The organism is Mucilaginibacter sp. P2_D11 (assembly GCF_056404435.1).
In genome coordinates this window covers 95249-120501 of the sequence record NZ_JBFUEA010000004.1, presented here as the reverse complement: position 1 = coordinate 120501, position 25253 = coordinate 95249, and the positions used below count along the sequence as shown (strand labels likewise).

Below are 25253 nucleotides of genomic sequence, written 5' to 3'. Positions count from 1 at the left end.
GTAAGCGTCAATGCTTACGTACATTCTTAGGCACTTATGTCTCAATGATGTAAGCGTAGACGCTAACAAATTTTGGCATCTCCAGGCGCGGGCTCCTGGATGAGCGGAGACCCTACAGCGACGGCGAAAGCAATGGATTAAATCTAAAAATTACGACCAACATTAATTAAAAGTATGAAAGTTTACGAAATTTTATGTGTTTTGATAGGCGCGGCACTATTATTTTATTTTACAAGATTAAGATTCGATAATGAAAGTAATTCTATAAATAACCGCCATAAGATTACAATGCTTATTAGTGGCATTATTTTATTTATGTTAGGCTTGTTAGCCCTTTGCGGAGTGATCGAGTTGAAAGATAATTATTAGCAAATACCATAGACTATACGAATTAGCAAGTCGTTTTCATATAGCCTCTCCGTCCCAGCAGGACATTCCCGCAAAGCATAACGTAAACGAAAATCATTCCGCCCTGAAACGCAGAGTCCTCGGCCGAGACACCCCTGCGAAGACGGTAAGGTTGTACCTTCGACTTACAATCATTTAAGTTTTTAGCTAACCTACTTTTAACCAACCGGATGATAAAATCAATGAAAAGCCAACAACAATACAAACACTACAATAGCGACATTAGCGCTCAGCCCGATCAAATGCACCCTTAGCTTTTTGAGGCTTAGAGGCCGGAGCCTGATGCTGTCGATAAGGAACAAAATAAAGCCTACAGGCAGTGTAAGGACTTCAATAACCAGCGGCAAAGCTGGTATATGATAACCTCTGAAACCGGTTGTTACGCCCATGTAAATTGCATAGCAAAAGCAGGCTGTGTAAAAAAACGAATAGATGTATTCTGTTAGTCGCATTTACTTATTGTGATAGGGTACAGCCTAAAGTACCGATAAGATTACGATTAACCAATTTTTTCCGTGCCCGCAGGGTCTCTTTGAAAAAGGACCCTGCGGCAGCAGGACATTCCCGCAAAGCATATCGGCAACGCGCAACGTCTTGCTATGAAAAAGAGTATCTTGTATTGCGAATCTGCGGTCACGATAAAAGCATCCGAGCTCAGCAAAAAATTATTCATAACGCCTTCCGTGCAAAATTTCTACATTTACATCTCACCGTAGCCTTACATGAATCTCAGCAAAAACAACTACATCTTTACTGTAAATCAAAGCCTGCCCGCAACCAGGGAAATCTTAAGCCGCAATACGTTTTACAAATCGTCGCTGGCGAGGGTAATAACCACTAAATACTTTATAGGCCAAGTTAACGATACCGATTTTAAGATTATCGGCTCATCAGCCAAGTCGCCGGCCTGCGTGCTCAGCGGCAAGTTAATACCCTTAGATGAATATACTACGCTGGTAGAAATTGATACCACACTACACAAGGCCTTCCGCATCCTGTTTGTAGTTTGGGTGGGGTTTGTGGCGCTGGCAATGATTATCCCGGCATTTGTTCATTTCAATTTGCGGCAATTATTATCGGGCATTGCGGGTGCAGCTGTTGGTGCTATCGTATTTCGCGCAATGCTACATCTGTTTTATATCAGGGGACGGAACAGAAGCATCCGGAATATCGAAAGCATTTTACAGTAGATAACGCTAATTCCCCGTGTATTTCGTCCTCGAGCGATATGCTGCCAATATCTTGTCCAGGTTTTTAAACTTGAATTTTTTGTTTTGCAGTTGTTGCACAAGGTCGGGCACGTCGGCAAATGCTTTGCTCAGCACTTTAATAAAGTTCCCTTTGGTTAACTCGTAGGTGGTATTACCGTCCTGATACATCGGTATCATCTTTGTGGCATCATAATAAGGAGACATTCGCCAGCCATAATTATAGGTAATATGTGAGGTTGAGGTAGGCCGGCCAAAGGACGGTGCCGGGGTTTGGGTCATCGTCATCCCACCACCGCTGGAAATTGATTTGAATTTGTAATACAGGTGAGTTGTTGGCGTAACGGCAATGGTTTTGGCGAAGTATTTTTTATTGACGTTACCGCCTTCGGTGAGTACCGTGAGGCTGTCGTTCTCATTCAGGCGCACCATTACCAGGGCTTTGATGTTTTCAAGCTTGATTTTCTCTTTATCGGCATCTTTTGCGGCTTTGTAATAAAAGTAATCGCCCGATGGCTGAAAGGTAATTAGTCCACTTACTTTCTTCCCGTTGTTATCAAAATAATAACCGTTATGAAATACTTTATTTGAACAGGCAGATATAAGGCCGCAGCAGCAAAGCACAAGCAGAGTAATTTTACGCATAAGGTTTTGGTGTTTAACTGCGTAAATATACTGCCAGGAAATTAAAGAATACCGGAAATGATTTTTTTTCTTTCCGCCCACACCACTGTACGCGCTGGTGTTTATCAATTGCTAGCATAGCTACCTGCACGCCGGTACTGGCTAATTGGCTTAACTATTAGTCTGCCGTCCCCGCTAGACATAATCTTTAATTCCATACCTCGTGACGTATCCTGTAACATAATCGATATACCCAGCGTCTGTATATTACATACATAAATCCCCCTTCATGAAGTACCATCTACCCGGCTTTACCCCACAAAACCTTACTAAATCTTTTTTATGCGGTATCCTCTTACTCTTAATTACTGTTTGCGGCTATGCGCAGGAAAACAGCCCCTTTACTACCGGCTTTGAGGAAACTATCCCTTCGAAAATACTGGGCCAGCAGCGTAAAATATGGATACATATCCCCAACAGCAACGGCGGGAATAAAATTAAAGACCGGGGAAATTACCCGGTGATTTACCTGTTGGACGGTGCCGAGAATTTCAACACCGTTGTGAGCATTACCGAGCATATGGCCGAATCGAGCCTTTGCCCGCCCATGATTGTGGTGGGTATTTTGCAGGCAGACAGGCTGAGCGAACTAACCACAGGTACCGATAAAGAACTACCCGGTGTGGTTGGAAATGGCGAAAAATTCATGGCCTTTATTGAGAAAGAACTTATCCCGTATATCGACACCACTTACCCTACCACAACTTATAAAACAATTATTGGCCATTCCCTTGGCGGCTTAACGGTGATGAACACCTTACTGCATAAACCGGAGCTGTTTAATTCCTATGTTTCGCTCGAAGCATCCCTATGGTGGGACCATCAAAAACCTGTTAGAGACGCAAAAACCATTTTGGCCGCTCAAAATTATAAAAGCAAAACGCTGTTTATGGCCATAGCTAATCGCATGGAAAAAGGTGCAGACACGCTAAACGTGCAAAAAGACACCAGCGGCTCAACGGCGCTTATCCGTAGCAATTTAGAACTGATTCATGACCTTACCAGAAACAAAAAGAACCATTTACGCTTCAAATACAAGTATTACGAAGACGACAATCACCCATCCGTAAGGTTGATTGGAGAATATGATGCGCTTCGGTTTATTTTTGATTTCTACAAACTTAAAATTTACGAAAGCGAACTAAAAAACCCCAATTTTAGGATAGATTCGGTATTAGTAGCGCATTACAAGAACGTGTCAGAACAAATGGGCTATATGGTTAAGCCGGGCGAAAGCCAGGTTAACAGCCTTGGATACCAAATGCTGAATGCTAAACAGTATAAAAAGGCAGAAACTTTATTCGAACTGAATATTAGCAACTATCCCGAAAGTGCCAACTGCTATGACTCCCTGGGCGATCTATATCTTGCAACGGGTGATAAAATCAAAGCGATCAAAAGTTTCAAAAGCGCTTTATCGCTGAAAGCTTTACCCGAAACAAAGGACAAGTTGGATAAACTATTAAGCGAGGGTAAAAAATAACGCGACGGGAATTAAGGGGTTCAAGTACCTCATCGCCGCTTCATTGGCCGAAGCATATAACTCCGACCAATGACCAGGAGGCGAATTGCACCACCCCCGCGATGCAAAAACTTTACTTGTTTTAATGTGAAATGGTTTAGGTACTATTTTTTTATGCGACAGTACCTTTGCAAAACTTTTAAAAGTAGAAAGCGCGGCCAGCCCCTGCAATACTTACAAGTAGGTAATTTACTGTAGGTCAGGCCGGCAACAAAACAGCTATATCAAATCAAAGGCCCGGGCGTATTCCGAGAGTTCGAAATAGGTGTTAACCTGCAATTTGGCTTTGATATTGCGGCGGTGAGTTTCGGCAGTGGTTTCGGCAATAAAAAGCTCAGCGGATACCTCGGCCGCACTTTTCCCTAACGCGGTTAAGCGCAGCACTTCTTTTTCGCGAGGGGTAAGCCGGCTGAAGATCTTGAAATTCTTGCGCAGGAAATTATTCTCCTGCAATAGCCGTTCGGCCTTAGTAGTCATGTGGTGCATAGCATCTATGGGTAGTGCCAGGCTTATCAGCAAACGGGGCTTGCCATTATCATCCCTGCTAAAAATCTTTAAACTGGATAGGTGCCAGTTCCAGTTATCGCTCCCGGCAAAACGCACCTGCTGAAAAAAGGTTACCATCTCTTCATCGCTGTTGCGGCTCATGAAATCGAATAACTTGGGGGCGTAATCCTTTGCATCCTCGTCGTTAAAATGCCTGCGGTGATACTCCTCCACCGGTATAGTTGCTATTTCCTCCATAGTAGTGTTCAGCAGGGCAAGCCCTCTTGGCGATAGATATGCCACCGATCCATCCACCATATCATGAATGATGACTACGCCTGGCAGTTGTTCAAACGTAGCTATGTGTTCTTTGATTTTCGTTTTAAGATGATCGGGCAGTTTTGGGTTAATGGATGGCATGTATGTGGTACCTTGTAAAAAGATAAATATAAGGTATAACACACAAATTATATAGGAGCCATTTAACTTTTAGGAGAACTTTTTAAAAAAATAAGACCGGCAAGCCCATATTTCTAAAGCCCCTTGATCAGGTATGCTATCGATAAGAGGATGAACAAGGGCAACAATATCCACCACCGAAACCGTCTGCCATAACCAGACGTGTAATCGACACTATAATCCTTCCACCTTGCGCGCCTGGTGGCTTTGATGAGCAAAACCAAACCAAAAACCGAAGCCGCCAAACCGATAGCGCTGATGTTGATTTTTGTCCAGTTCATGCTATGCAAGTTTTCTACAAAACTAGCGCAAGATACTCTACTGAGCGCCCTGCATAAACAGCGTCTATGAAATGATTAATCAACTACGATAGTGGCATAGTCCTTATTATCGGCATCGAAAATAATGTTTACTATATCACCGGGCTCCGGTCGTGCATACTGTTTAAACGGCTGCTTAATTACTATGTTTCTTGATCCCGATTCTTCCTCTATTTGTAAGGTTATCTTACAAACGCGCTCCGCACTTGAGCCCATGCCTTGAGTTATTGGTGTTTTTTCTACTCCGATAACGGTGCCTACTGCATTTATAGGATTTTTAATTACATATTCCCCGGTTTTGAAAAAACCGAAGTAGATACCGCCTGTTATCAATATTATTACAACAATTGTTTCAATCCACATTCCTTTAAATATACAATATCAACACAACTTTCAGAGTTTTTTCGACGAATCTGTAATCTCAAGACATTAAGCTGTTACATCATCTTGCACTTAATCATACTCCCCTGCTCCCAAACACAAAGCGTTTTATTACGGGCCAGCACAGCAGTTTGCAGAAACGCCCCTTTATCAATGGCGGTAATCTTTTTCGTTTTCAGGGATACCATCTTAACGGTATCATTATTTTGATAGGTTAACACCAGATTATCGTCCGGGCCGGAGATATCGCAGGTGCGGCCTTTAGCAATAAAAGTTTCGGGGCGGCCAGGCTGAGCATAGTAGATGCCGCCTTTGCGCTGCCAGGTGGTATAGATGGCACCATTATCGCCTATGAGGATGCCGCCTTCTTCATCGTTTGCTTCCGCAGTAAATTGATTACCACGTAAGCCCCCACCATAGCCGGAAAAAACAGCAGGAACGAGCGTTGCAGCAGGGTAAAAATGGGCAGCAAAGTAGCCGGGATAATGGTACCGAACAATTTGGATATCAACACCTCGGCAAAGCCGCTGCCCCCAGGGCTAGGCGCAAAGTATATACCGAACTGGATAATCACCTGGAAAGCGATCACCTGCACCAGGTTAGCATTTACACCAAGACCCATCAAAATTACCCATTGCAGGCAATACTTGTTAAGGTAAAGCAAGGTAGTTATCAGCAAACTAAGTGGGAACAAAAAGGGGTGCTTGCGTATGATAACGCTGCAGGTTTGCTGGTATTTGCTGATGCTTGCAAAAGAGTGCTCTGCCCAATGGCTTAGTTTCTCTTTACGTTTCGGGAATACTTTTGAGAGTCCGTTCGCGATTTTTTTGATAATCATACCCACCCAAAGCGGTTTCCAGAACGCCAGGATAAAAGCCATTAAAAACAGCAGGAAAAAAGTAAAACCGAATTTAAGCATCTGCGGCACGAAGCTGCTTACACTGCTGGTATCCATCAGTGTTATGGCCACAAAGCCTGCCAGTGGCATAAATATCAGCGTAGCACCCATATTGATGAGGCTAATGGCAAAGGCATCAATAAAAGTAACACCGTTGCTGGTGTAAACAAATATCTGTGCAGGGCCTGCACCGCCGTGGGCCGGGGTAACCGCCCCCATAAACATATTGGCCACGTTTGCCCTAAAACTTACCCAATGCGAAACGGCAGGTGCCAGTTTACGAACATAGATATGGTTTCGCCAGCTGCCCAATTGCAGATCTACAAACAGCATCACAAAGCAAATAGCGATATATTTATAGGAGATATGCTGAAGTGCCTTTACGGTATTACCGGTGTTGTTGTAAAAAAAGATACCAGCAATGGTAATAACCGTTATCAGCGCGAACCAAAGGGCACCTTTGATGATAACGTTTTTGTTGAATACCTTATTTATTTCCTGCTTATCTTCTTTAATAGCTTCCTGTTCGGTCATTTGTATATGCTAATTTTCTCTCTTTGATATTAAAATAATGGTTCGCCTTCCGATTTTTCGGGAGTAATGCCTTTCCACTTCAGGATGGTATCGAACAAATCGGCGGTACGTGCGGGCTTGGTGTCCCAACCTTTTTGGTTATAAATCATTGGTACATGGATGTGCTGGCGATGCAGTGAACCATGCGACCCCACGTGCTCGGGGTATTCCCAAAAATCGCGCAGATCGTAACCCACGGTAGCGCTTATCACGATATCCCCCGCCCTGCGGCTTTGGAACAGTTGATAAATTTGGAATATAGCGTCGGGGTAATCGGTTTCGAAGGTGGCTTCCAAAATGGCGCGGTGGCCCATGGCTTCAACCTTGCCGCCATACTTCAGTACATCTGCGGTTATCGGCTCGTAGGTAAACACATCGTCTTTAACCGATATCTTAGCTTTGCCTTCGCGGTTGTGAGTGATGAACGTCTGCTCGTCGTCGCCACGGTAAATGGCAAAATCTACAGCGTCTTCTTTGATCAGTTTCTCCAGGCGTTCGCTGCCCATTATCTTTACTATTTCGGCTTCGCGGAGCACGTGGTCGCCCTCGTGATCTAGCAGGTGTATGCTACCGAAGGAGTTGCCGGATATCATTACCGCCGATTTTGGTTTGCGTCTCCAGATAACCGGGTAGTAAACAGATTTAAGGCCGTTGTTGGTCATCCAGTCGCCCAGATCCAGGTGTTTGGTAGTTGGGGTAAGCCCGTGGTCGGATGTCATCACAAAGAGGGTGTCGTCCCACCAGCCTTTGCTTTCGAGCTTGGCGCGTACGGTGCCCAAGCTGCGGTCTACTATGCGATAAGCTTCTATAGTGCGCTCATCGCGGATGTGGTGATAGTGCGAATCCCAGTCAACGCTGGGGAACACCGCGAAAAGGAAATCGAAATCTTTGCCACTTTCCAACATCTCCATAATACGGGCATGGCCCTGCAAATCAACCGGGTGGTGTATCTGTTTAAAGTGCGCTTTGGTGTACAGCATGCCCTTGCCTTTTTTGCCCAAATCGTATTCATCGGGCACGTTACGGGTTATCATGTTGTACATATTGTACGATTCGCCCATCAACTCGAACAGCGTGGGTTTATCCGGGTGCATATCGGTATTGAACCATGCCGCCTCTGGCCCGCAATAGCTGCGCATGGCGTTCTTGTTCCAACGGGTACGTTTGAATTCTTTTTTATCGAACCAGCGGATACCCGTAATATCCTGCGTGCCGGGGAAATGGCCGGTCAAGAACGGCAGGTAAGCCGGGCCGGTGGTACTTGGGAAACAGGTAGTGGCTTTGCGGTAGGTGCCTTCGTCTATTATCCTTTTTATATTTGGGAGTATCCCCTGCGCTAACAGTTCGGGGAGTACTTCGCTATGGGCGCCGTCTACCAGATAAAACAGCACTCTTTTTTTACTTTGCATTAAAATCAATTATGTTAAAAACAATCAAAGTTGACCAAATGTGGTTTTCAGTCAATTGCCGCAAAGGTAATTTAATTTAACAAGAGTAAAACGCCGGATTAATATTGTAACCGAGAAATGACTATTACATTCTGTTAATTTTTTGTTAAAATTGCGGTTGTTTAGAACCATTATTGATTGAAGCGACTGATTGCCATATTGCTGATAAGCATCCACCTGTTCAACGCGGGCGGATATATGTTGATGCAGCAATACCAGGTTTACCGCACGGATAAGCGCATGAACGAGCTCATCAGCCAAAACCTGTACAACCCCAACGCATTGATTGAAGTAAAGGTTGCCCAGCACCTCCCCGGCATAACCGAAACCTGGGGCGATTACAAAAACATCGACGGGCAGGTACAGCTTAAAAACGCCTGCTACAACTATGTAAAACTAAAAGTAACGCGCGATACGCTTTACCTGATGGTGATACAGAACTACGAAAAAACCAAACTGATAGGCAAGAACATCATCTACGCCAGGCAGATAAACGATATCCCCCAGGGCGATAAAGACCACGATGCCTCCATAAAGAAAGGCGGCCTGGATGGCAAATACAGTCTCCCGATGCTTACTTATCAATTTGCATCGTTTAAGAATATTGCGCCTATAACCATTAAGCCTGTACAAAACGGCTTAATTGATCCATTCATCACTGTAGCCGGTCAACCGCCAGAGCATTTGGCTTAAATCCCCTTCAATTTAAGCAGCTATAATCAATACGCCTGCGCACCATGTTGCGGCAGGTAGCTGCTATTGTCTTATTTATCCAAATACTTTATCAAGAAATTGTAAATGAAACATTTATATATAATGTTGCTGCTGGCTATTTTTGTGGGCGGCGCGGCACAGGCACAACAAAAAACCGCTATAGACACCGTAAAGCTCGATAGCGTTATCATTAAAGAGGGCCGCAGCAAAAACCTGCCCGACCAAAGCGGCACTTACCTCTTCTCGGGCAAAAAAACTAACGTAATATATGCCGACCCGGGCAAAGCAAACCTATCGGGCAACGTGGCGCGTACGCTGTTTGCGCAGGTACCAGGCATCAACGTTTGGGAAATGGATGGCGCGGGCCTGCAGCTTAACATAGGCACCCGCGGTACAGATATGCACCGCTCTATTGAAACGAACATCCGCCAAAACGGATACAACACCAACTCGGATGTGTTCGGCTACCCCGAAAACCATTACAACATGCCTTTCCAGGCAATTGGCGAGGTGCAATATGTGCGTGGCTCGGCAGCCTTGCAATTTGGAGACCAGTTTGGCGGGATGATTAACTTTAAGATAAAAGAACCCGATACCACCAAAACCTTCGGGCTGGAGAGCGAGCAAACCATTGGCTCTAACCGTTTCTTTAACACCTACAATGCTATTGGCGGCAAAGTGGGCAAAATTAGCTATTACGCTTACTTTGATGCCCGCAACGGCGATGGATGGCGGCCCAATTCCAAGTTCAATTACCATGCGTTTTATGCGCACATTAAATACCAGATCAACAGCAAGGGAAGCCTGGCGTTCGAGTTCTCCCGGTCAGATTATGTGCAGCAGATTGCCGGCGGCTTAACCGATGCGCAGTTTGCCGTTACCAGCCGCCAGTCGAACCGTGCGCGTAACTTCTTTAACCCGGTCATCAATATACCGGCATTGTTGTTCAACTACAACTTCAGCAAACACACCAAACTGGAAGTTACCTCGCACATGCTTGCGGGCCAGCGCAATAGCGTACAATTTATTGCCACCCCAAACGTAGGCGATACCGTAAACACCACCCTCAAAACGTATAACCCACGCCAGGTAGACCGCGACTATTACAAAAGCTTCACTACCGAGGCGCGCCTGGCTACCAGCTACCTTTTAGGCGGGCACGTAAGCATCTTAAGCACGGGCATACGCTACTCTAACACCCTTACCAAACGCTTACAAAAAGGCGTGGGCACAACCGCATCTGACTTTGATTTGAGCCTGGTGAAAGATTACGGCATTGATACCCACCTTAAAACGGATAACTACGCCGCCTTTGCCGAGAACCTTTTCCGCATCAGCAAAAGCTTCTCTTTTACGCCGGGTGTCAGGTTAGAGGTAATCAAATCTAACTTGACAGGTGTGGTAAACAACAGGACTACGCCTATCTATTTCCACCAGAGCCGCAACTTCCCGCTGTTTGGCGCGGGGCTACAATACCAGGTGAGCAACGGCAGCCAGCTATACAGCAACATTTCGCAAGCCTACCGCCCTTACCTATACGCGGCAGTAGTGCCGGCAGACCAGCTCACCGTTGTGGACAAGGATATCAAGGATAGCCGCGGGTACGACATTGATTTTGGTTATCGCGGCCGGATTGCACAAGTATTTACGTTTGATGTAAACGCCTTTTATGTAAAATATAACAACCGCGCCGGCACCCTAACCATAACCGATAACGCCAACGCAAAACACCTGTATTTAACCAACATCGGCGATGCGGTATCTAAAGGTATCGAGGCTTATACCGAGGTATCGTTGCTGCGCGGGTTCAACCCACAATCGGGCACTGACATTAGGTTGTTCAACACCCTGGCTTATACGCATGCCAGGTACGTTACGGGTGCTATAAACGTTTCGGGCGTAAACAATAGCCTGGTGGACCATCAGATAGAAGGCACCCCAACCTGGACAAACCGTACCGGCCTTACCTTCCTGAGCGGAGTGGTAACCAGCACCGTATTGTTCAGCTACGTGAGCAAAAACTTCAGCGATGCCAATAACACAGCCTTCAACCCAACGGGCGCGAGCGGCGTAGTACCGGCCTACCATTTGGTAGATTGGAGTTTCAATTACAATTTCCTGAAGAATTACCACGTAAACTTCCATGTAAACAACCTGCTCAACCAGAAATACTTCACCCGCAGGATAAACATGTACCCCGGCCCCGGCATCCTCCCCGGCGACGGCCGTACCATTAACCTGGGATTGGGGATAAAGATTTAGGCGAGCCCCCAGGCCGCCTGTCCGAAGGACTCCTATGAAGAAGGGGAGTTTGACATTTTTAAGCCCATCTGAATTTTTCAGATGGGCTTTTCTATGAATTAAATTCCGCTGATATTTGTTATGATTTTAAATGGAATATCATGACAACGCTAACTATTAATATCCCAGACGATAGTTCGGATATAATATCTGATATAACCTCGCTTGTAAAAAATGCAGGCGGAGAAATATCTATTTCTTTTGACGAGGGGTTGAGCGTAGACGAAATGGAATTACTAAAATCCGCTTATAAAGAAGCCTTGTTAATCAAAGATGGTAAACTAAAAGGCATCCCAGCATCAGGATTATGGAATGACTAATCTCTTGGGCAACACATTAAACATGCCTCCAACTTCTGTTCCCCCTTCAGGGGGCTAGGGGCCGGGCATCTAAGCATATTTCTCCACCACCGCAACCAGTTCTGTCAAATCGAACGGTTTCTTGAGGTAACCATCTGCCAGGCCGGCTTCGGCAACTTCTGCGATGTTACTTACGGCTGATACAATGATTACGGGGATATGGCTGGTGGCGGGGTCAGTTTTTAAGCCCTTGCTTATTTGCTGGCCGTTGGCATCGCTGCTCCAGTCGGTAAGCCAGTTATCCAGCAGGATGATATCCGGGGCGTGTTCGCTCAGATGCTTCAGTATCCGGGCATTGTCGGAAGATATCACTACATAGCCTTCGTCCTCCAGGGCAAGCGTAACGGCATCCCTTATATCCTTATCATCCTCAATAACTAAAACTTTCTTAGCCATAATCTTAAGCCTGTAAATAATGTTGATTTCGCAGGCGCGCATCCAACGCCCTCGTACAATTAACACTAGGGCACATAATTTGTTTATTACGACAAGGAAAAAAATCGGATGCGCAGATGTACCGCTGATTTTAATGATTAGGTGATTCCGTTGATGAAAGCAACTGAAATTTAAGTATTAATTATGGGTGAACGAGCAACTCCTTGCTTCCAGCAAACTATCTACTGCAAACCGCAAACTGCCTACTGCTACCCGGCTACGCCATCCAAATTAAAGCAGTTGCGGCAGCGGGGCTCGTAACTTTCTTTTTCGCCGAGCAGTATCTGGCGCTCGTCGGGCACCAGGCGATACGAGTTCAGCGCGGGGCTGCCGCATTTTACGCATACGGCATGCAGTTTAGTCACAGATTCGGCCATGGCCATCAGTTCGGGCATCGAGCCAAAGGGGCGGCCCTTAAAATCCATATCTAAACCGGCAACAATTACCCTTACGCCGCTGTTGGCCAGCTTGCTTACCACGTGCGGCAAGTCATCATCAAAAAACTGGGCTTCATCAATACCTACCACCTGTATATGCGCAGCAAGCGGCAATATGGCTGATGCATTGTCGACGGCTTTAGAGGGGATAGAGTTGAGGTTATGTGATACCAGGGCGCTTTTATCGTAGCGGGTATCGGCCACTGGGCTAAAAATTTCCACCTGCACTTTGGCAATACGCGCACGGTTTACCCGCCTGATGAGCTCTTCGGTTTTACCCGAAAACATCGACCCGCAAATTACCTCTATGCTTCCGCCTACCTCGTTACGCCGCCTAAAAACTTCCTCTGTGTACAAATCGCAAAACTTTTGTGAGGGGCTAATATCAGAATTTTATCCTATTTTTGATTGGCATTTTTCCTAACATAATAGCTATGAAGCAACAGGAAGTATTTAAAAAGATAGGCGTAATTATACAAGAACTGAACGAACAGTATGAGTATCTGCAAACTACGGTAGACGACCTGAACGACCTGGAGCTTGAGCTTTTTGTTGCCAACACCCATTTTTTAAAGGACCATGCCGAAATACTGCGCAAACTGAACGCCATAAAAAGCCAGCCAGCGGCCAAAACCAGTATTAAGGATGAGCCTAAATGGTTCGAGCCGATGGTGCAGCCCGCAAAATCCACCGCTACGCCTTTTAAATTTGATGCACCTAAGCCTGTAAATAACGATAGCATCCGGTTTGAGATAGTGCAGCCCGAAGATGAACTGCAATTTGAGCAACCTGAGTTTGCGGAAGAACCGGAGCCGGTTATTGACGTTAGTACCGATGCCCCTGCCGATAGCCCGGAAGTGGAGGAAGAACCCGAAACCATCCGCCATGAACTGCTGCTTGATGAAGCCGATAATTTTGAAGACGAAGAAGACGGCCAAAGCCAGGACGAAGTTTTGCTGACGCCGATTGCGGAGATAGAAGAAGAGACTGAAGCCGAAAACCCGGAGGCCGAAGAAGAAGCAATTGGGGCGGCTGAAGAAGAGCCAGTGGTGGTTGAAGAAGAAGTTGAACAGGAGCCGGAAATCGAAGAAGTTCCAGCTCCTGTTGCAGAAATTGTTGAGCCTGAACCGGTAATTGAAGAAACAGCAGAAGAAGAACTTCCGGAACCGGAGCCAACCGTATTTGACGAACCGAAGAAAAATGGCAAAAAGGCATTAGCCGAAAGCATGGAGGATATACAGGTAGAGAACCTGATGCCAAAAACCAAAGGCAAAAAGGCCGAAGAAGAAAAAGAAGCAGAGCCTGTGCTTACCCTTAACCAACGCCTATCGGCGCAGAAGAAGGAAGTTAAACAGGAGCCCCTAGAAACTTTAGAGCCATTGGCAGATATCAAATCTGCCATTACGCTTAACGACAAGCTGCTATTTGTGAAGGACCTGTTCAAAGGTTACAACCTGGCTTACACCGAAGCGATAGAGATTGTAAACCGTTTCAGTAGCTTTGAAGAAGCCGACCGCTTTTTGCAGAACAACTACGTAACCAAAAACAACTGGGAAGGCAAAAAAGAAACCTCAGATAAATTTTATGCCTTGCTGAGAAGGCGCTACGCATAAGTAACCGCCCCCCTATCCGTGGATAACCCCCATACGGTTGCTATCCAGCTTCAGCAAAATAAACAGCAGGATGGTAAAGCTAAGCAATGAAGAGCCTCCGTAGCTGATAAAAGGCAACGGGATACCTATTACCGGCATCACCCCTATGGCCATGGCTATATTGATGAGTACATGGAAGAAAATAATGGAGGCCACGCCATACCCATAAATACGAGAGAACGGCGCACGCTGCCGCTCGGCTATATGCACGATGCGCAGCAGCAAGAACAGGTAGAGACCGAGCACTACTACCGAACCCGCAAACCCCCACTCCTCCCCTATGGTACAGAAAATAAAATCGGTGCTTTGCTCCGGCACAAAGGCGTACTTGGTTTGCGTGCCCTGCAAGTATCCCTTACCCCAGGCCCCGCCAGATCCGATGGCTATTTTTGCCTGATTCTGGTTATATCCAACCCCTTTGATATCCCTGGTGAGCCCAAGCACCACATCTATACGCTTGCGCTGATGCGGCTTTAAACCATGCTCATACAACGGCTTTACGCCGAATACGAAACCTATGCTGATGGCGGCCCCAATGATGACTTTGAATATAAGCGGCCTGTTCCTTTTGATAGATAACGAAATAAGCAGAGTTGCGATAACGATAACCGCAACCACATAACCGCTGGGGAACAGTAACGAAGTAATGAAGAGCGTAATAAGCAGGCCTACAACTATCAGGAAATATGGCGACAGCCCCTCGCGGTATAAAACAAATATGAGCGAACAGAATACCAGCGTGGAGCCATCATCGGGCTGTAGCTTAATAAGTACCATGGGGAGCAGAATAATGCTCCCTGCTATCAGGAAACTCTTAGTGTCGGTTACTTTTACGTTGGTAGCGCTAAGGTATCGCGCCAGCAGCAAACAGGTGGCAAATTTAGCAAACTCCGAGGGCTGTAGCCTAAAGCCGCCGCCCATATCTATCCAGGCCTGGTTACCGCCCACGTTATGGCCCACTAACAGCACCAGCAATAGCATCAATACCGTAGTCACGTAAAAGAATGGCGCCAGGGCAGATAAGAAACGGCTCTCCAGCAGCAAAATCAGCATACCCAGTACCATAGCTACGGAGATGTAGATGAACTGCTTGCCGTAACGGGTATCGGTATCGATGAAGCTGGAGTTGTTCTCATCAAACACTGCTGCACGTATGTTGAACCAGCCAATAATGCACAGGGTGATAAACAGGAACACCGTTAGCCAGTCTACATTAGAAAAAAAGCTGCTGCGCTGGTTGTTGTTATTCATCGTCCTTACGTTTTGGCAGCATCGCCGTGGGTTTACTTAAGGGTTGCTTGCCCGCAGGCATACGTGGTGCCGGCTGGGTTGAAGCCGTCTTCAGTTTCAGTTTACTCAATGAATCTACCTGGGCTTTTTTAAGGCTATCCAGGTGCAGTTTTCGTTTGTCGGCAGCCGTGGGTACAATTACTGGCAACAAGTTGGCATTCATATAATACTCAGGCGTAATACCAGATGCGCGTTTTGATATACTACCGGTTAAATATTTCTCTACAATAAAGCTGGCTATCGGCGCGGCCCAGGTTGCGCCCTGGCCGGAGTTCTCTACAATTACGGCAATGGCAATTTTAGGGTTATCGCGCGGCGCGAATGCTACGAATACCGAATTATCCCCCCGGTTTTTAACTTCCGCCGTACCTGTTTTGCCGCACATGATAATACCGGGTATTTTTGAGCCATAGGCGGTACCCACTTCCACTACCTGCTGCATGCCATCGATAGCGGGATGGAAATAGGCAGAATCAACCCCTACATAATTGCGCACCGTGTACTCTTGTTTGATAACCCGTTTATCACCTATGGCTTTGATGAGATGGGGTTTATAATAAAAGCCGCGGTTGGCAATAATAGCCTCAATGTTGGCCAGCTGTAACGGCGTTGCCGCAAGCTCGCCCTGCCCAATCCCAAGGGAAATAACAGTGCTGGAACGCCAGCCGCCTTTGCTGTAAATTTTGTCGTAAAAATCGGCTTTGGGTAAAAGGCCCCTGCTTTCTCCGGGCAAATCAAGATCCAGCCTACTGCCGAGACCAAATTTGGCCACGTTGTTTCGCCAGGCGCTAAAGCCCGTATCAACATTGCGTGCCCCAAAGCGGTTCACCAACTTCTCAAACACCATATCGAAATACCCGTTGCACGAATGTGCAATAGCCTGCGACAGGTTTACCGCGCCATGCACCTCGTTATGAAAACACTTAATGCGGCGATTACCTGATTGATAATAGCCACGGCATACATAAACCGTTTGCGGCGTTATCATACCCTCCTGCATAGCTATCAAAGCGCTTAAAGGTTTAAACGATGAGCCGGGGGGGTACGTTGCCTGCACCGGGCGGATAAAGAAGGGTTTGTAAGGGTCTTTATATAATTTGGCAGCGTTGTTGCCGCGCTCTCGCCCTACCAGCAGGTTCGGGTCGTAAGTAGGGGTGCTTACAAAGGCCAGTATCTCGCCGGTAGATGGCTCTATGGCAACTATGCTGCCCACTTTATTGCGCATCAGTGCCTCGCCAAGCTTCTGTATGGTCATATCTAATGACGATACCAACTTTTCTCCCGCTACTGCCACGGTATCGAAAGCGCCGTTGGCATAGGAGCCTTTGGGCTGATTGCGCGAATCTACCATCTTATTGAGCACGCCACGCTGCCCACGCAATACGGTTTCGTAAGACCGCTCTACTCCGGATATGCCGATGTAGTCGCCGGGACTATAATACCCGCCCGAGCGTTTGATAATAGGGTCGGTAACTTCGCCAATATAGCCCAAAAACTGCGCAGCGGCAGAATCGGGGTAGGAACGCACGGGTCGTTGCTGCGGGAAGAAACCCACGAACTCCGAAAGGCGTTCCTGGAAAGTGGCATACAACTGCGGCGACAATTGTTTCTCGAAAACCGAGGCGCGGTAGGGCGAGTATTTGCGGGCCTTGGCCATGCGTTTATCATAGCCTTCCTTATCAATGCCCAGTAACTTGCAGAATTCTATGGTATCAAACGGCGTTACCTGCTTCGGTATCACCATAATATCGTAAATGATATCGCTCTGCACCATTATCTTGCCGTTCCTATCCAGTATGGGGCCACGCGCCGGATATTGTATCATCTTGCGGATTACGTTCTGGCTGGCGTAAAGGGCATAGCGGTCATCCACCACCTGTATGTAAAACAGGCGGCCCAGCAATAGCAAAATAAAAGCGATGAAAATACCGGCGATTATGTATCGCCGCTCAAAAAAACTGTTCATTAACGCTGTTTTCTCCTGAAAAATAACAAGCCCGAAACGATCATCAAAAATACGGTAAATATTGAACTCGATACCCAGCGTATTAGTGTGTACTCGAATTCATTTATCCTAAAAACTTCAAGGTTGAACAGCACGAAGTGATGCACCAGTGTAAGTACTGAGGCGTAGAAGAAAAACCAGCGGAAACCCATAATGCTGAGTGTTGGCTCGGGCTCGTTATCGAAACCATCCTTCTGCACCGTTATGCTGATGAACAACACACGTACCAGGGCAAGCACCGTACAAGCGGCGGCATGCAGCCCCGGCGTATCGTAAAACATGTCGATAGTCAGCCCCACCGCGAACGACAGGATAAACAACAGCACGTTGGGTATCTCGAAAGGCAGCAGCAGTATAAAAAGTATATACAGATACGGGATGCTCAAATCGTAAAGTGCGATATTCTTTAGCAGGAACACCTGCAGGAATATCAGCAGCACGAAACGCACCAGGCTTATCAGGATTACCCTACTCATCTTTCTTCTCCTGGGCCTCCAATCCCATCTGTTCGGTGGCAAACTTGTTGTTTACCACATACACATATTCCAGCTTGCCGAAATCTACCGCCAACGCTACTTCCATCTTCAGGAAAAAGCCGGTGCCCTTAGCGTTGAGGCCGCTTACTTTACCTACGGGTATCCCTGCCGGGAAAAGCGATAGCTGCGAAGTTACCACCTGCTCGCCTACCTTAGGCGATGCGTTATTCGATACATCTTCCAGCAGGGCCTTGTGCGGATCAAAGTCCTCGCCCCATTGCAGGTAGCCAATTTCTTTATGTGTAGCAAGCATCACGCTAAAGCGCGAATCTTTATGCAACAGCGATTGCACTATGGAAACATGCTCGCCTACCAGCACCACTTTGCCCACTATCCCCGCGCCCGTTATTACGCCCATGCCCTTACCAATGCCATCTTTGCTACCACGGTTTATAGTAAGGTAGTTATTACGTTTGTTTACAGAGTTATTGATAACCTTGGCCTCTATATACTCGTATTGCTGCTTGTAAATGGTATCATTCACCACATGTTTGGCAACCGAATCGGCATATTTAGAAGAGCGTAGTTGGTTGCGCAGTTCCGCGTTTTCACGGGCCAGTTGGTCGTTCACCTGCCGTAAGGATAGGTAGCCCTTCAGCTCATCGGCATGGGTATAAAATTCGCTGGTAACCTTGTTGGTGCTGTTGATGAAACTCGCCTTTTGGAAAGAGTTGTACTTGATGTAGATAACCAGCGATGCTACAAAGAAAATTAGGAACAAAAAGAATGCGTTGTACTTAGTGATAAATATCAGGAGGTTACGCATCTACTTAAAAATTGGAGATTAGAATTAAGACTCAAGAACCAAGAAACAAGACAGGATTCCCTTCCCCTCTTAATTCTTGGTTCTTATCTCTTGTTTCTCTAACAACTATTGCATTAAAAACTTAAAGTTACCGATATTTTTAAGGGCGGTGCCGGTGCCGCGCACTACTGCGCGCAATGGGTCTTCGGCAACGTGTACGGGCAGTTTGGTTTTTGCGGCTACGCGCTTGTCTAAGCCGCGTAACAATGCGCCACCACCTGTAAGGTAAATACCGGTTTGGTAAATATCCGCAGAAAGCTCCGGCGGGGTTATCTCCAATGCCTTCAGTATCGCTTCCTCTATTTTAGAGATGGATTTATCCAGGCAATGCGCAATCTCGGTGTACGATACCGTGATTTGCTTAGGCACACCGGTCATCAAGTCACGACCCTGTACAGCGAAATCTGCAGGTGGTTCCGATAGCTCCGGAAGAGCGGCGCCTACTTCAATCTTTATTTTCTCGGCAGTACGGTCGCCAATCATGATATTGTGCTGGCGGCGGATGTACTGTACGATGTCGGAATCGAAGTTGTCACCCGCTACGCGGATACTCTGATCGCAAACAATCCCCGATAGGGCGATAACGGCAATCTCCGTAGTACCACCGCCGATATCGATGATCATGTTACCCATAGGTTCTTCCACGTCTATACCGATACCTACGGCAGCAGCCATTGGTTCGTATATCAGGTACACTTCTTTAGCGCCTGCAATTTCGGCGCTATCGCGTACCGCGCGTTTTTCTACTTCGGTAATGCCCGATGGGATACAGATAACCATACGCAGCGATGGGAAGAACCACCCTTTGCCCTGGTTTATCATTTTTATCATCCCGCGTATCATCAGTTCGGCGGCGTTAAAGTCGGCAATTACACCATCTTTAAGCGGGCGCACGGTGCGGATGTTATCGTGGGTTTTACCCTCCATTTGCATAGCCTGGCGGCCAATGGCAATAACCTTATTAGTTGTACGATCGAAAGCAACTATCGACGGCTCATCAACAACTACTTTATCATTATGTATAATGAGGGTATTGGCAGTACCCAAATCTATGGCGATTTCTTGTGTGAAAAAATTAAATAAACCCATGTGGCGTTATTTCAAATATTTTGCAAAGTTAATAATAATGAACACGATTTGTTACGAAAATGCGTAGAGGGTACGAATTTCACGAATTAAAACTAATTAATAGTTAATAACTCCCGATTTGTATAATTCGTGCCCTTGTGTCGACTTTTATTCGCTAAAACCTTCGTGTAAGTTCGGTTTTATTTATCGTATTGTACCCGTTCTTTTCTGTGGAACTGGCGTTAATCGTATGATTTGTGTTATAAATTTTATTCCGGTTATATTTTAGGAGATGCTTATGGCGTTGCCTTCGGCCCGGGTTATCCGCTCATACTGCACGGGCATTAGCCACAGGCCGGTATCCGCTTCTACCCCTAACGCATTTCCCTGAACCGCTGATTTTACTGATTAAAAGATTTCGCTGACAGCACATGTTCCCCTAACCTCTAATCACCAACCTCTAACCCTTAGTGCTTAAAGTGCCTTACCCCGGTAGTAACCATGGCAATGCCTTTTTGGTTGCACATGTTGATAGAATCCTGGTCTTTTATCGAACCGCCCGGCTGCAACACAGCAGTAATACCGGCATCAGCAGCTATCTCCACACAATCGGGGAAAGGGAAGAAAGCATCAGATGCCATTACCGCGCCTTTCAGATCGAAACCAAAGCTTTCGGCTTTGATGATGGCTTGCTTCAAAGAATCTACCCTCGAGGTTTGGCCAACGCCGCTTGCCATCAGCTGGTTGTTTTTAGCGAAAACGATGGTGTTGGATTTGGTGTGCTTTACCACTTTATTGGCAAAGTAAAGGTCTTTCAGTTCCTCCGTAGTAGGAACTTTTTCGGTAACCGGGTTCATTTGTGCCGGGCCTTCAATAACCAGGTCCATATCCTGTTCGATAACACCATTCAACAATGTTTTGAATTGCTTCGTAGGCAGTTCAACCTTATTACGGATGAGTACGATGCGGTTCTTTTTAGCGGTTAATACTTTCAGCGCATCATCGGTATAAGCCGGGGCAATCAGCACCTCGTAAAATATCTTATCTATTTCTAAAGCAGTTGCCTCGCAAACTTCGGCGTTGGTAATTAATACACCGCCAAAGGCCGATACCGGATCGCAAGCCAAGGCATCTAACCAGGCCTCTTTGGTATGTAAACGACTGGCAATACCGCAGGCGTTTGTGTGTTTCAATATAGCGAAGGTTGGCTCCGTAAACTCGTTTATCAGCGCTACAGCGGCATCAACGTCAACCAGGTTGTTGTATGATAACTCTTTGCCGTTCAGTTTGGTGAACATCGCATCAAGGTTACCGTAGAAAGTACCCTTTTGGTGCGGGTTTTCGCCGTAACGCAGGGTTTGGCTGGTTTGTATGCTCTGTTTAAAAACAGGCATAGGCTCGGTTTGGTCGAAATATTGGAAGATGTGCGTATCGTAGTTAGACGATATGTTGAATGCCTTTTGGGCGAAAGTACGGCGTTGGTCTATGGTAGTGGTACCCTCCTGGCTTTTCAGGATATCTTCCAGGATACCGTAATCGTTTTTAGACGCTACGATAACTACGTCTTTGAAATTCTTAGCCGCTGCACGGATAAGCGAGATGCCGCCGATATCTATCTTCTCGATGATATCTTCCTGGCCTGCGCCGGAGTTTACGGTTTCTTCGAAGGGGTATAGGTCTACGATTACCAGATCGATCTCCGGGATGGCGTATTGCTCCAGTTGCTGCGCATCGCTATCTAAACCACGGCGCGATAAAATACCGCCGAACACCTTTGGATGCAGGGTTTTTACGCGTCCGCCCAGTATGGATGGGTACGAGGTAAGGTCCTCAACGGCAATCACATCGACGCCAAGATCGCGGATAAAAGTTTCGGTACCACCGGTTGAATATATGTTGACACCAAGGCGATTCAGCTCGTGGATTATCGGCTCGAGGTTGTCTTTGTAATAAACAGAAATAAGGGCATTTTTTATTTGAACGGACTGGCTCATTTGCAGGGCTTTTTTTGAGCCGCAAAGGTATGAATTAGAGATTAGAGATTAGAGACTTAAGGTTAGTTTTTTTTATTGGGTTTGTAATTGATGCTTAAGGAGATAAAAAGGATGTTTTGCCATAAAAATAAGCCCCGGTTGTTGCGTTGCGAGCCGCTCATCCGTAAGGATAAAAAACAAACCGATGAAAACTTCAGCTAAACTTGCAGCACTTGCCATTATCATTTTTATGGCCGCATGCACCAAACAACAAGGCGAAACACCCAAAGCCAAAGCATCGCTCATCGGTACATGGCAACTAAACGCCAGTTATATATCCCCTGGCGATGGCAGTGGCACCTATCAGCCCGTGGCAAACCCTGGCAACAACAGCATCAACCTAAAAGCCAACGGAACGATAGAAGTTAGCGGGTTGAGCGACGCTGATAATTTCCTGCTTTACTTTTCGCAATACGACAGCTACACTGTTAAAGACAGCATTACCCTTGTTTTTAAAAGGACGGCCGACACAACTACACAAAACTTCCTTTATAAAATAGAAGGGGACAAGCTGTCGCTATCGCCGGCCGGGCCGCTTATGTGCATTGAGGGTTGCGGTGTGCGTTTTAAAAAGGTTGATGAATAAGCATTGAACCATGAAAACTACAATAAAAATTTTATCAACATTGTTCATCGTTGGCGTTATCGCGTTAGCGTGTACCAAACAGGGCGCTGCGCCAAATGCATCCTTAACCGGAAAATGGAAGTACACCGGTGGCATGATGAGTAGCGGCGGCCCGCAATACTTTGTGCCGGCAACCAAAAGCACCGATTACCTGCAGTTGAACACCGATGGCACCATGGACTGGACCACCAGCACCGAATATAAAAAGTACACGCTTAAAGACAGCGTAACCCTGGTGATGACGCATGCAGATGGCAGCAACTACCAAAATTATTACTACCATATTAAAGGCGATTCGCTAAGCATCGGCCCTAACGGGCCTGTTTATTGCTTCGAAGGCTGTTCGTTTAAATTCGTCAAAAGCAAATGATTATTGAACGGGCAGACTTGCCATTTTAGGCAAAGCTTACTATTTTAGGCCATCGCAATTTAAAATACCATGGCCGAAAACCTGCAGCACACCGACACTATTGAAATCCCTTTAAATAAAACCAAGTTATCATTAATGGCACTTGGCTCGGTTGCCTTTGTAGCAGCCGGAGTGTGGTTTATTACCCATCCCAACATCAGGCTTTTTGGCAACCAACCAAACCCAATACTGGGTTATGGCTTAGGCATTGTGGCCGTGGCGTTCTTTGGCTTTTGCGCGTATTGCCTGGTGAAAAAACTATTCGATACCCGGCCCGGCCTCATCGTAAGCAGCGAAGGTATTACTGATAATTGCAGCGGCTATACTTTCGGCTTGATACCCTGGGCAGATATAGAAGGTATTGAGGTAATAGAAATAGGCAAACAAAAACTTATTATGATACTGGTGCATAACCCCGCCGAATACATCGATCGCCAAAGCAACGCTATCATGAAGAAAATGGCCGCCATGAATTACCGACAGTACCAAACACCGGTGAGCATTACTGCTAATACTTTGCAATACGAATTGGAGGGGTTGTTTAAAGTATTGAGAGAGAAGTTGGCCGAAAACAAGAGATAAATTATGCCAGATGCTCCTTTTATAATTATCAGCGACTACTCCTTTCACGATTCAGAAATCCTGAGAGTGACAGAAAACCACAACCAGATTTTAGAATTTCTTATAGATTTCCCTACAGATTGGAATAACAATATTTTTGAGTATCATTTACTAAAATTCCACGATGTTATTAGTTACAAAGTTGATGAAATTCCATTTGCTGGACCTGTAACTATATTGGAAATTAATGAACTGAAAAGCGTTGCCAAGATGTTAGGACATGGCGAAAACGCAATAAAGACAACAAGAAATAAAATTGAGATGATTACGAATGCAGGCAGCAGAACAATTGAGTATACCGACTGCTACATAACAAAGGCCTAATTTCCAAACCTGCCTAACTCCTCATCTTCTTCAATAAATTCTCAATCACCTTGGGGAAGTGCAGATGCTCCAGTTGCTGGCCCTTGAATTTTACGATCTCCAGCGTATCGCCGGGCTCTATCTTAAATTTGGATTGATGGATGGGCTCGCCCTCATCGAACTCGGCATTTACGAAGTGTATGGTAATACCCGATTCCTCTTCGCCTGCGGCCAATACCGCCTTGTGTACATTATCGCCATACATGCCCTTCCCGCCAAATTTGGGTAGTAACGCAGGGTGCAGATTGATAATTTTGTTAGGGAAAGCAGCTAACAAATTTTTGGGCACCAACCATAAGAAACCCGCCAGCACAATAAGATCTACCTGCAGGTTTTTAAGCAAAGCGATCACCTCGTCGGTATCGTAAAACTCGGTGCGGGTAAAAACATGCGAGGGCACCTCGAAATTATCGGCGCGCTGCAATACGTAGGCCTGCGGGTTGTTGGTGAGTATCAATACCACCTCGGCATCGGCATTACGTTTAAAGTGCTCCATTATCTTCTGGGCGTTCGACCCCGAACCGGAAGCAAAAATGGCTATTCTCTTTTTCAAAATGGCTATCAGCTTTATTACTGCAAAATATAAAAATTTAACCGGTTATCGCGTTATTACTTCTTTCTGGCGTATAAATCCCCAGCGGTATATGGTGCGCGGCTGCGTAGAGGTATAATAAGCCTGTGTATCGCCGGTTTGCAGCACCATAGAAAATTCGCCAAGGTTGCTTATTTGCGCATTGGCAAATGGCTTGGAGCTGCCTACGGTGCTGTTGTCCTTGCAAACCATATCGGCAAACAAGATCAGCTTAGTATCGCTCAGGCTGTAAGTGCCCCGGGCAATATCCTGCGCTGTACAATCGAAATTGGTATAAGTGCAGCTGCCGTCTTTATAAAACTTAAATATTTGCGTGCTATCACAGGTGATAGTATCGGTTGATTGCTGGGTATCGCCTATATAATTATACACCTGCAGCGATGCCAGTTCCCACTGCCGGGTGGTAAGCAAATTGGGTATATTGCTTTTATCCTCTTTTTTGCAGGAGTTTGCCACCAGCCCAATCAGCAGCAATAACGATGCACAACAGAAACCAATATTTTTCTTCATCCTTTAATCAGCCGCAAAAATAGGAATTACATTTACATACACCTGCCCGGCCAATCAATATAACTGTATTAAGTCCGCATTATTTTGCATGTGGGTTATTACTTAAACGGG

At 46.1% G+C, this 25253-nt stretch carries 28 protein-coding genes; 11 read left to right on the top strand and 17 right to left on the bottom strand.

From position 1 onward, the window contains the following. The first annotated feature begins 174 nt into the window (after positions 1–174). Complete coding sequence (locus tag AC1DXC_RS07205; protein ID WP_477458466.1) at positions 175–369, top strand: hypothetical protein; 195 nt, start codon at positions 175–177, stop codon at positions 367–369. A 218-nt stretch (positions 370–587) separates the two neighbouring features. Here the strand turns inward: AC1DXC_RS07205 and AC1DXC_RS07200 are convergent, their stop codons facing one another. Then, the gene (locus AC1DXC_RS07200) at positions 588–860 is read right to left on the bottom strand and encodes a hypothetical protein (protein ID WP_477458465.1); all 273 of its coding nucleotides are present in this window, start codon (positions 858–860) and stop codon (positions 588–590) included. A gap of 270 nt (positions 861–1130) precedes the next feature. On the opposite strand from AC1DXC_RS07200, the gene AC1DXC_RS07195 reads away from it, so the two are divergent. Beyond that, on the top strand, positions 1131–1598 hold the full coding sequence (locus tag AC1DXC_RS07195; protein ID WP_477458464.1) for a hypothetical protein: 468 nt from the start codon (positions 1131–1133) through the stop codon (positions 1596–1598). A 6-nt stretch (positions 1599–1604) separates the two neighbouring features. Here the strand turns inward: AC1DXC_RS07195 and AC1DXC_RS07190 are convergent, their stop codons facing one another. Further along, the gene (locus tag AC1DXC_RS07190; RefSeq protein ID WP_477458463.1) at positions 1605–2261 is read right to left on the bottom strand and encodes a hypothetical protein; all 657 of its coding nucleotides are present in this window, start codon (positions 2259–2261) and stop codon (positions 1605–1607) included. Positions 2262–2529: 268 nt separating this feature from the next. Between AC1DXC_RS07190 and AC1DXC_RS07185 the strand changes: the two genes are divergently transcribed. Next, the gene (locus AC1DXC_RS07185) at positions 2530–3783 is read left to right on the top strand and encodes an alpha/beta hydrolase-fold protein (protein WP_477458462.1); all 1254 of its coding nucleotides are present in this window, start codon (positions 2530–2532) and stop codon (positions 3781–3783) included. Between the two features lie 258 nt (positions 3784–4041). On the opposite strand, the gene AC1DXC_RS07180 is transcribed toward AC1DXC_RS07185, so the two are convergent. The 5 genes from AC1DXC_RS07180 to AC1DXC_RS07160 all read right to left on the bottom strand — a co-directional run bounded on the left by AC1DXC_RS07180 (position 4042) and on the right by AC1DXC_RS07160 (position 8348). Continuing rightward, positions 4042–4728: a response regulator transcription factor gene (locus AC1DXC_RS07180; RefSeq protein WP_477458461.1), complete on the bottom strand. Its 687-nt coding sequence runs from the start codon at positions 4726–4728 to the stop codon at positions 4042–4044. A gap of 113 nt (positions 4729–4841) precedes the next feature. Continuing rightward, positions 4842–5048, bottom strand: coding sequence for a hypothetical protein (locus AC1DXC_RS07175; protein ID WP_477458460.1), 207 nt, complete (start codon positions 5046–5048; stop codon positions 4842–4844). Positions 5049–5123: 75 nt separating this feature from the next. Further along, on the bottom strand, positions 5124–5450 hold the full coding sequence (locus tag AC1DXC_RS07170; protein WP_477458459.1) for a hypothetical protein: 327 nt from the start codon (positions 5448–5450) through the stop codon (positions 5124–5126). Positions 5451–5817: 367 nt separating this feature from the next. Beyond that, positions 5818–6900, bottom strand: coding sequence for a lysylphosphatidylglycerol synthase transmembrane domain-containing protein (locus AC1DXC_RS07165; RefSeq protein WP_477458458.1), 1083 nt, complete (start codon positions 6898–6900; stop codon positions 5818–5820). 29 nt (positions 6901–6929) lie between these two features. Continuing rightward, positions 6930–8348, bottom strand: a complete 1419-nt coding sequence (locus AC1DXC_RS07160; RefSeq protein ID WP_477458457.1) for an alkaline phosphatase family protein — start codon at positions 8346–8348, stop codon at positions 6930–6932. 177 nt (positions 8349–8525) lie between these two features. Between AC1DXC_RS07160 and AC1DXC_RS07155 the strand changes: the two genes are divergently transcribed. From AC1DXC_RS07155 to AC1DXC_RS07145, 3 genes are all read left to right on the top strand, one after another. After that, the gene (locus AC1DXC_RS07155) at positions 8526–9080 is read left to right on the top strand and encodes a hypothetical protein (protein ID WP_477458456.1); all 555 of its coding nucleotides are present in this window, start codon (positions 8526–8528) and stop codon (positions 9078–9080) included. Positions 9081–9185: 105 nt separating this feature from the next. Next, positions 9186–11363 carry a TonB-dependent receptor family protein gene (locus AC1DXC_RS07150; RefSeq protein WP_477458455.1) on the top strand — a complete coding sequence of 726 codons (2178 nt, stop codon included), beginning with the start codon at positions 9186–9188 and terminating at the stop codon, positions 11361–11363. Between the two features lie 140 nt (positions 11364–11503). Further along, positions 11504–11722 (top strand): hypothetical protein, encoded by a 219-nt coding sequence (locus AC1DXC_RS07145; protein ID WP_477458454.1) that lies wholly within the window; start codon positions 11504–11506, stop codon positions 11720–11722. A 69-nt stretch (positions 11723–11791) separates the two neighbouring features. On the opposite strand, the gene AC1DXC_RS07140 is transcribed toward AC1DXC_RS07145, so the two are convergent. Both AC1DXC_RS07140 and AC1DXC_RS07135 read right to left on the bottom strand, forming a co-directional pair. Then, positions 11792–12157: a response regulator transcription factor gene (locus AC1DXC_RS07140; protein WP_477458453.1), complete on the bottom strand. Its 366-nt coding sequence runs from the start codon at positions 12155–12157 to the stop codon at positions 11792–11794. 248 nt (positions 12158–12405) lie between these two features. Beyond that, complete coding sequence (locus AC1DXC_RS07135; RefSeq protein WP_477458452.1) at positions 12406–12990, bottom strand: thymidine kinase; 585 nt, start codon at positions 12988–12990, stop codon at positions 12406–12408. Between the two features lie 77 nt (positions 12991–13067). Between AC1DXC_RS07135 and AC1DXC_RS07130 the strand changes: the two genes are divergently transcribed. Further along, positions 13068–14246: a hypothetical protein gene (locus tag AC1DXC_RS07130; protein WP_477458451.1), complete on the top strand. Its 1179-nt coding sequence runs from the start codon at positions 13068–13070 to the stop codon at positions 14244–14246. 12 nt (positions 14247–14258) lie between these two features. Here AC1DXC_RS07130 and rodA read toward each other — a convergent pair whose 3' ends face one another. From rodA to purH, 6 genes are all read right to left on the bottom strand, one after another. Beyond that, positions 14259–15536 (bottom strand): rod shape-determining protein RodA, encoded by a 1278-nt coding sequence (rodA, locus tag AC1DXC_RS07125; RefSeq protein ID WP_477458450.1) that lies wholly within the window; start codon positions 15534–15536, stop codon positions 14259–14261. Continuing rightward, complete coding sequence (mrdA, locus tag AC1DXC_RS07120) at positions 15529–17541, bottom strand: penicillin-binding protein 2 (RefSeq protein WP_477458449.1); 2013 nt, start codon at positions 17539–17541, stop codon at positions 15529–15531. The genes rodA and mrdA overlap by 8 nt, the downstream gene beginning before the upstream one ends. Further along, a complete protein-coding gene (locus AC1DXC_RS07115; RefSeq protein ID WP_477458448.1) occupies positions 17541–18056 on the bottom strand; it encodes a rod shape-determining protein MreD in 516 nt (171 codons plus the stop codon). The genes mrdA and AC1DXC_RS07115 overlap by 1 nt, the downstream gene beginning before the upstream one ends. Continuing rightward, positions 18049–18882 (bottom strand): rod shape-determining protein MreC, encoded by an 834-nt coding sequence (gene mreC / locus AC1DXC_RS07110; protein WP_477458447.1) that lies wholly within the window; start codon positions 18880–18882, stop codon positions 18049–18051. Before mreC ends, AC1DXC_RS07115 begins: the two co-directional genes overlap by 8 nt. A gap of 105 nt (positions 18883–18987) precedes the next feature. After that, on the bottom strand, positions 18988–20010 hold the full coding sequence (locus AC1DXC_RS07105; protein WP_067054626.1) for a rod shape-determining protein: 1023 nt from the start codon (positions 20008–20010) through the stop codon (positions 18988–18990). A 446-nt stretch (positions 20011–20456) separates the two neighbouring features. Beyond that, the gene (gene purH, locus AC1DXC_RS07100) at positions 20457–21983 is read right to left on the bottom strand and encodes a bifunctional phosphoribosylaminoimidazolecarboxamide formyltransferase/IMP cyclohydrolase (RefSeq protein ID WP_477458446.1); all 1527 of its coding nucleotides are present in this window, start codon (positions 21981–21983) and stop codon (positions 20457–20459) included. A 184-nt stretch (positions 21984–22167) separates the two neighbouring features. On the opposite strand from purH, the gene AC1DXC_RS07095 reads away from it, so the two are divergent. The 4 genes from AC1DXC_RS07095 (at position 22168) to AC1DXC_RS07080 (ending at position 24001) form a co-directional block, all read left to right on the top strand. Further along, positions 22168–22608: a hypothetical protein gene (locus tag AC1DXC_RS07095; RefSeq protein WP_477458445.1), complete on the top strand. Its 441-nt coding sequence runs from the start codon at positions 22168–22170 to the stop codon at positions 22606–22608. Between the two features lie 10 nt (positions 22609–22618). Next, entirely contained in the window at positions 22619–23017 is a 399-nt protein-coding gene (locus AC1DXC_RS07090) for a hypothetical protein (RefSeq protein ID WP_477458444.1), read from the top strand. Between the two features lie 69 nt (positions 23018–23086). Further along, complete coding sequence (locus tag AC1DXC_RS07085; RefSeq protein ID WP_477458443.1) at positions 23087–23638, top strand: STM3941 family protein; 552 nt, start codon at positions 23087–23089, stop codon at positions 23636–23638. Between the two features lie 3 nt (positions 23639–23641). Further along, on the top strand, positions 23642–24001 hold the full coding sequence (locus AC1DXC_RS07080; RefSeq protein WP_477458442.1) for a hypothetical protein: 360 nt from the start codon (positions 23642–23644) through the stop codon (positions 23999–24001). Between the two features lie 13 nt (positions 24002–24014). Here AC1DXC_RS07080 and purN read toward each other — a convergent pair whose 3' ends face one another. Next, complete coding sequence (purN, locus tag AC1DXC_RS07075) at positions 24015–24593, bottom strand: phosphoribosylglycinamide formyltransferase (RefSeq protein ID WP_477458441.1); 579 nt, start codon at positions 24591–24593, stop codon at positions 24015–24017. Positions 24594–24638: 45 nt separating this feature from the next. Then, a complete protein-coding gene (locus AC1DXC_RS07070) occupies positions 24639–25142 on the bottom strand; it encodes a hypothetical protein (protein WP_477458440.1) in 504 nt (167 codons plus the stop codon). Positions 25143–25253 lie beyond the last annotated feature (111 nt).

Bases quoted from the DNA above. Each gene is read 5' to 3' on its own strand.
- AC1DXC_RS07205 (WP_477458466.1), top strand. From the start codon at position 175: ATGAAAGTTTACGAAATTTTATGTGTTTTGATAGGCGCGGCACTATTA.
- AC1DXC_RS07200 (WP_477458465.1), bottom strand. From the start codon at position 860: ATGCGACTAACAGAATACATCTATTCGTTTTTTTACACAGCCTGCTTT.
- AC1DXC_RS07195 (WP_477458464.1), top strand. From the start codon at position 1,131: ATGAATCTCAGCAAAAACAACTACATCTTTACTGTAAATCAAAGCCTG.
- AC1DXC_RS07190 (WP_477458463.1), bottom strand. From the start codon at position 2,261: ATGCGTAAAATTACTCTGCTTGTGCTTTGCTGCTGCGGCCTTATATCT.
- AC1DXC_RS07185 (WP_477458462.1), top strand. From the start codon at position 2,530: ATGAAGTACCATCTACCCGGCTTTACCCCACAAAACCTTACTAAATCT.
- AC1DXC_RS07180 (WP_477458461.1), bottom strand. From the start codon at position 4,728: ATGCCATCCATTAACCCAAAACTGCCCGATCATCTTAAAACGAAAATC.
- AC1DXC_RS07175 (WP_477458460.1), bottom strand. From the start codon at position 5,048: ATGAACTGGACAAAAATCAACATCAGCGCTATCGGTTTGGCGGCTTCG.
- AC1DXC_RS07170 (WP_477458459.1), bottom strand. From the start codon at position 5,450: ATGTGGATTGAAACAATTGTTGTAATAATATTGATAACAGGCGGTATC.
- AC1DXC_RS07165 (WP_477458458.1), bottom strand. From the start codon at position 6,900: ATGACCGAACAGGAAGCTATTAAAGAAGATAAGCAGGAAATAAATAAG.
- AC1DXC_RS07160 (WP_477458457.1), bottom strand. From the start codon at position 8,348: ATGCAAAGTAAAAAAAGAGTGCTGTTTTATCTGGTAGACGGCGCCCAT.
- AC1DXC_RS07150 (WP_477458455.1), top strand. From the start codon at position 9,186: ATGAAACATTTATATATAATGTTGCTGCTGGCTATTTTTGTGGGCGGC.
- AC1DXC_RS07145 (WP_477458454.1), top strand. From the start codon at position 11,504: ATGACAACGCTAACTATTAATATCCCAGACGATAGTTCGGATATAATA.
- AC1DXC_RS07140 (WP_477458453.1), bottom strand. From the start codon at position 12,157: ATGGCTAAGAAAGTTTTAGTTATTGAGGATGATAAGGATATAAGGGAT.
- AC1DXC_RS07130 (WP_477458451.1), top strand. From the start codon at position 13,068: ATGAAGCAACAGGAAGTATTTAAAAAGATAGGCGTAATTATACAAGAA.
- rodA (WP_477458450.1), bottom strand. From the start codon at position 15,536: ATGAATAACAACAACCAGCGCAGCAGCTTTTTTTCTAATGTAGACTGG.
- mrdA (WP_477458449.1), bottom strand. From the start codon at position 17,541: ATGAACAGTTTTTTTGAGCGGCGATACATAATCGCCGGTATTTTCATC.
- AC1DXC_RS07115 (WP_477458448.1), bottom strand. From the start codon at position 18,056: ATGAGTAGGGTAATCCTGATAAGCCTGGTGCGTTTCGTGCTGCTGATA.
- mreC (WP_477458447.1), bottom strand. From the start codon at position 18,882: ATGCGTAACCTCCTGATATTTATCACTAAGTACAACGCATTCTTTTTG.
- AC1DXC_RS07105 (WP_067054626.1), bottom strand. From the start codon at position 20,010: ATGGGTTTATTTAATTTTTTCACACAAGAAATCGCCATAGATTTGGGT.
- purH (WP_477458446.1), bottom strand. From the start codon at position 21,983: ATGAGCCAGTCCGTTCAAATAAAAAATGCCCTTATTTCTGTTTATTAC.
- AC1DXC_RS07095 (WP_477458445.1), top strand. From the start codon at position 22,168: ATGAAAACTTCAGCTAAACTTGCAGCACTTGCCATTATCATTTTTATG.
- AC1DXC_RS07090 (WP_477458444.1), top strand. From the start codon at position 22,619: ATGAAAACTACAATAAAAATTTTATCAACATTGTTCATCGTTGGCGTT.
- AC1DXC_RS07085 (WP_477458443.1), top strand. From the start codon at position 23,087: ATGGCCGAAAACCTGCAGCACACCGACACTATTGAAATCCCTTTAAAT.
- AC1DXC_RS07080 (WP_477458442.1), top strand. From the start codon at position 23,642: ATGCCAGATGCTCCTTTTATAATTATCAGCGACTACTCCTTTCACGAT.
- AC1DXC_RS07070 (WP_477458440.1), bottom strand. From the start codon at position 25,142: ATGAAGAAAAATATTGGTTTCTGTTGTGCATCGTTATTGCTGCTGATT.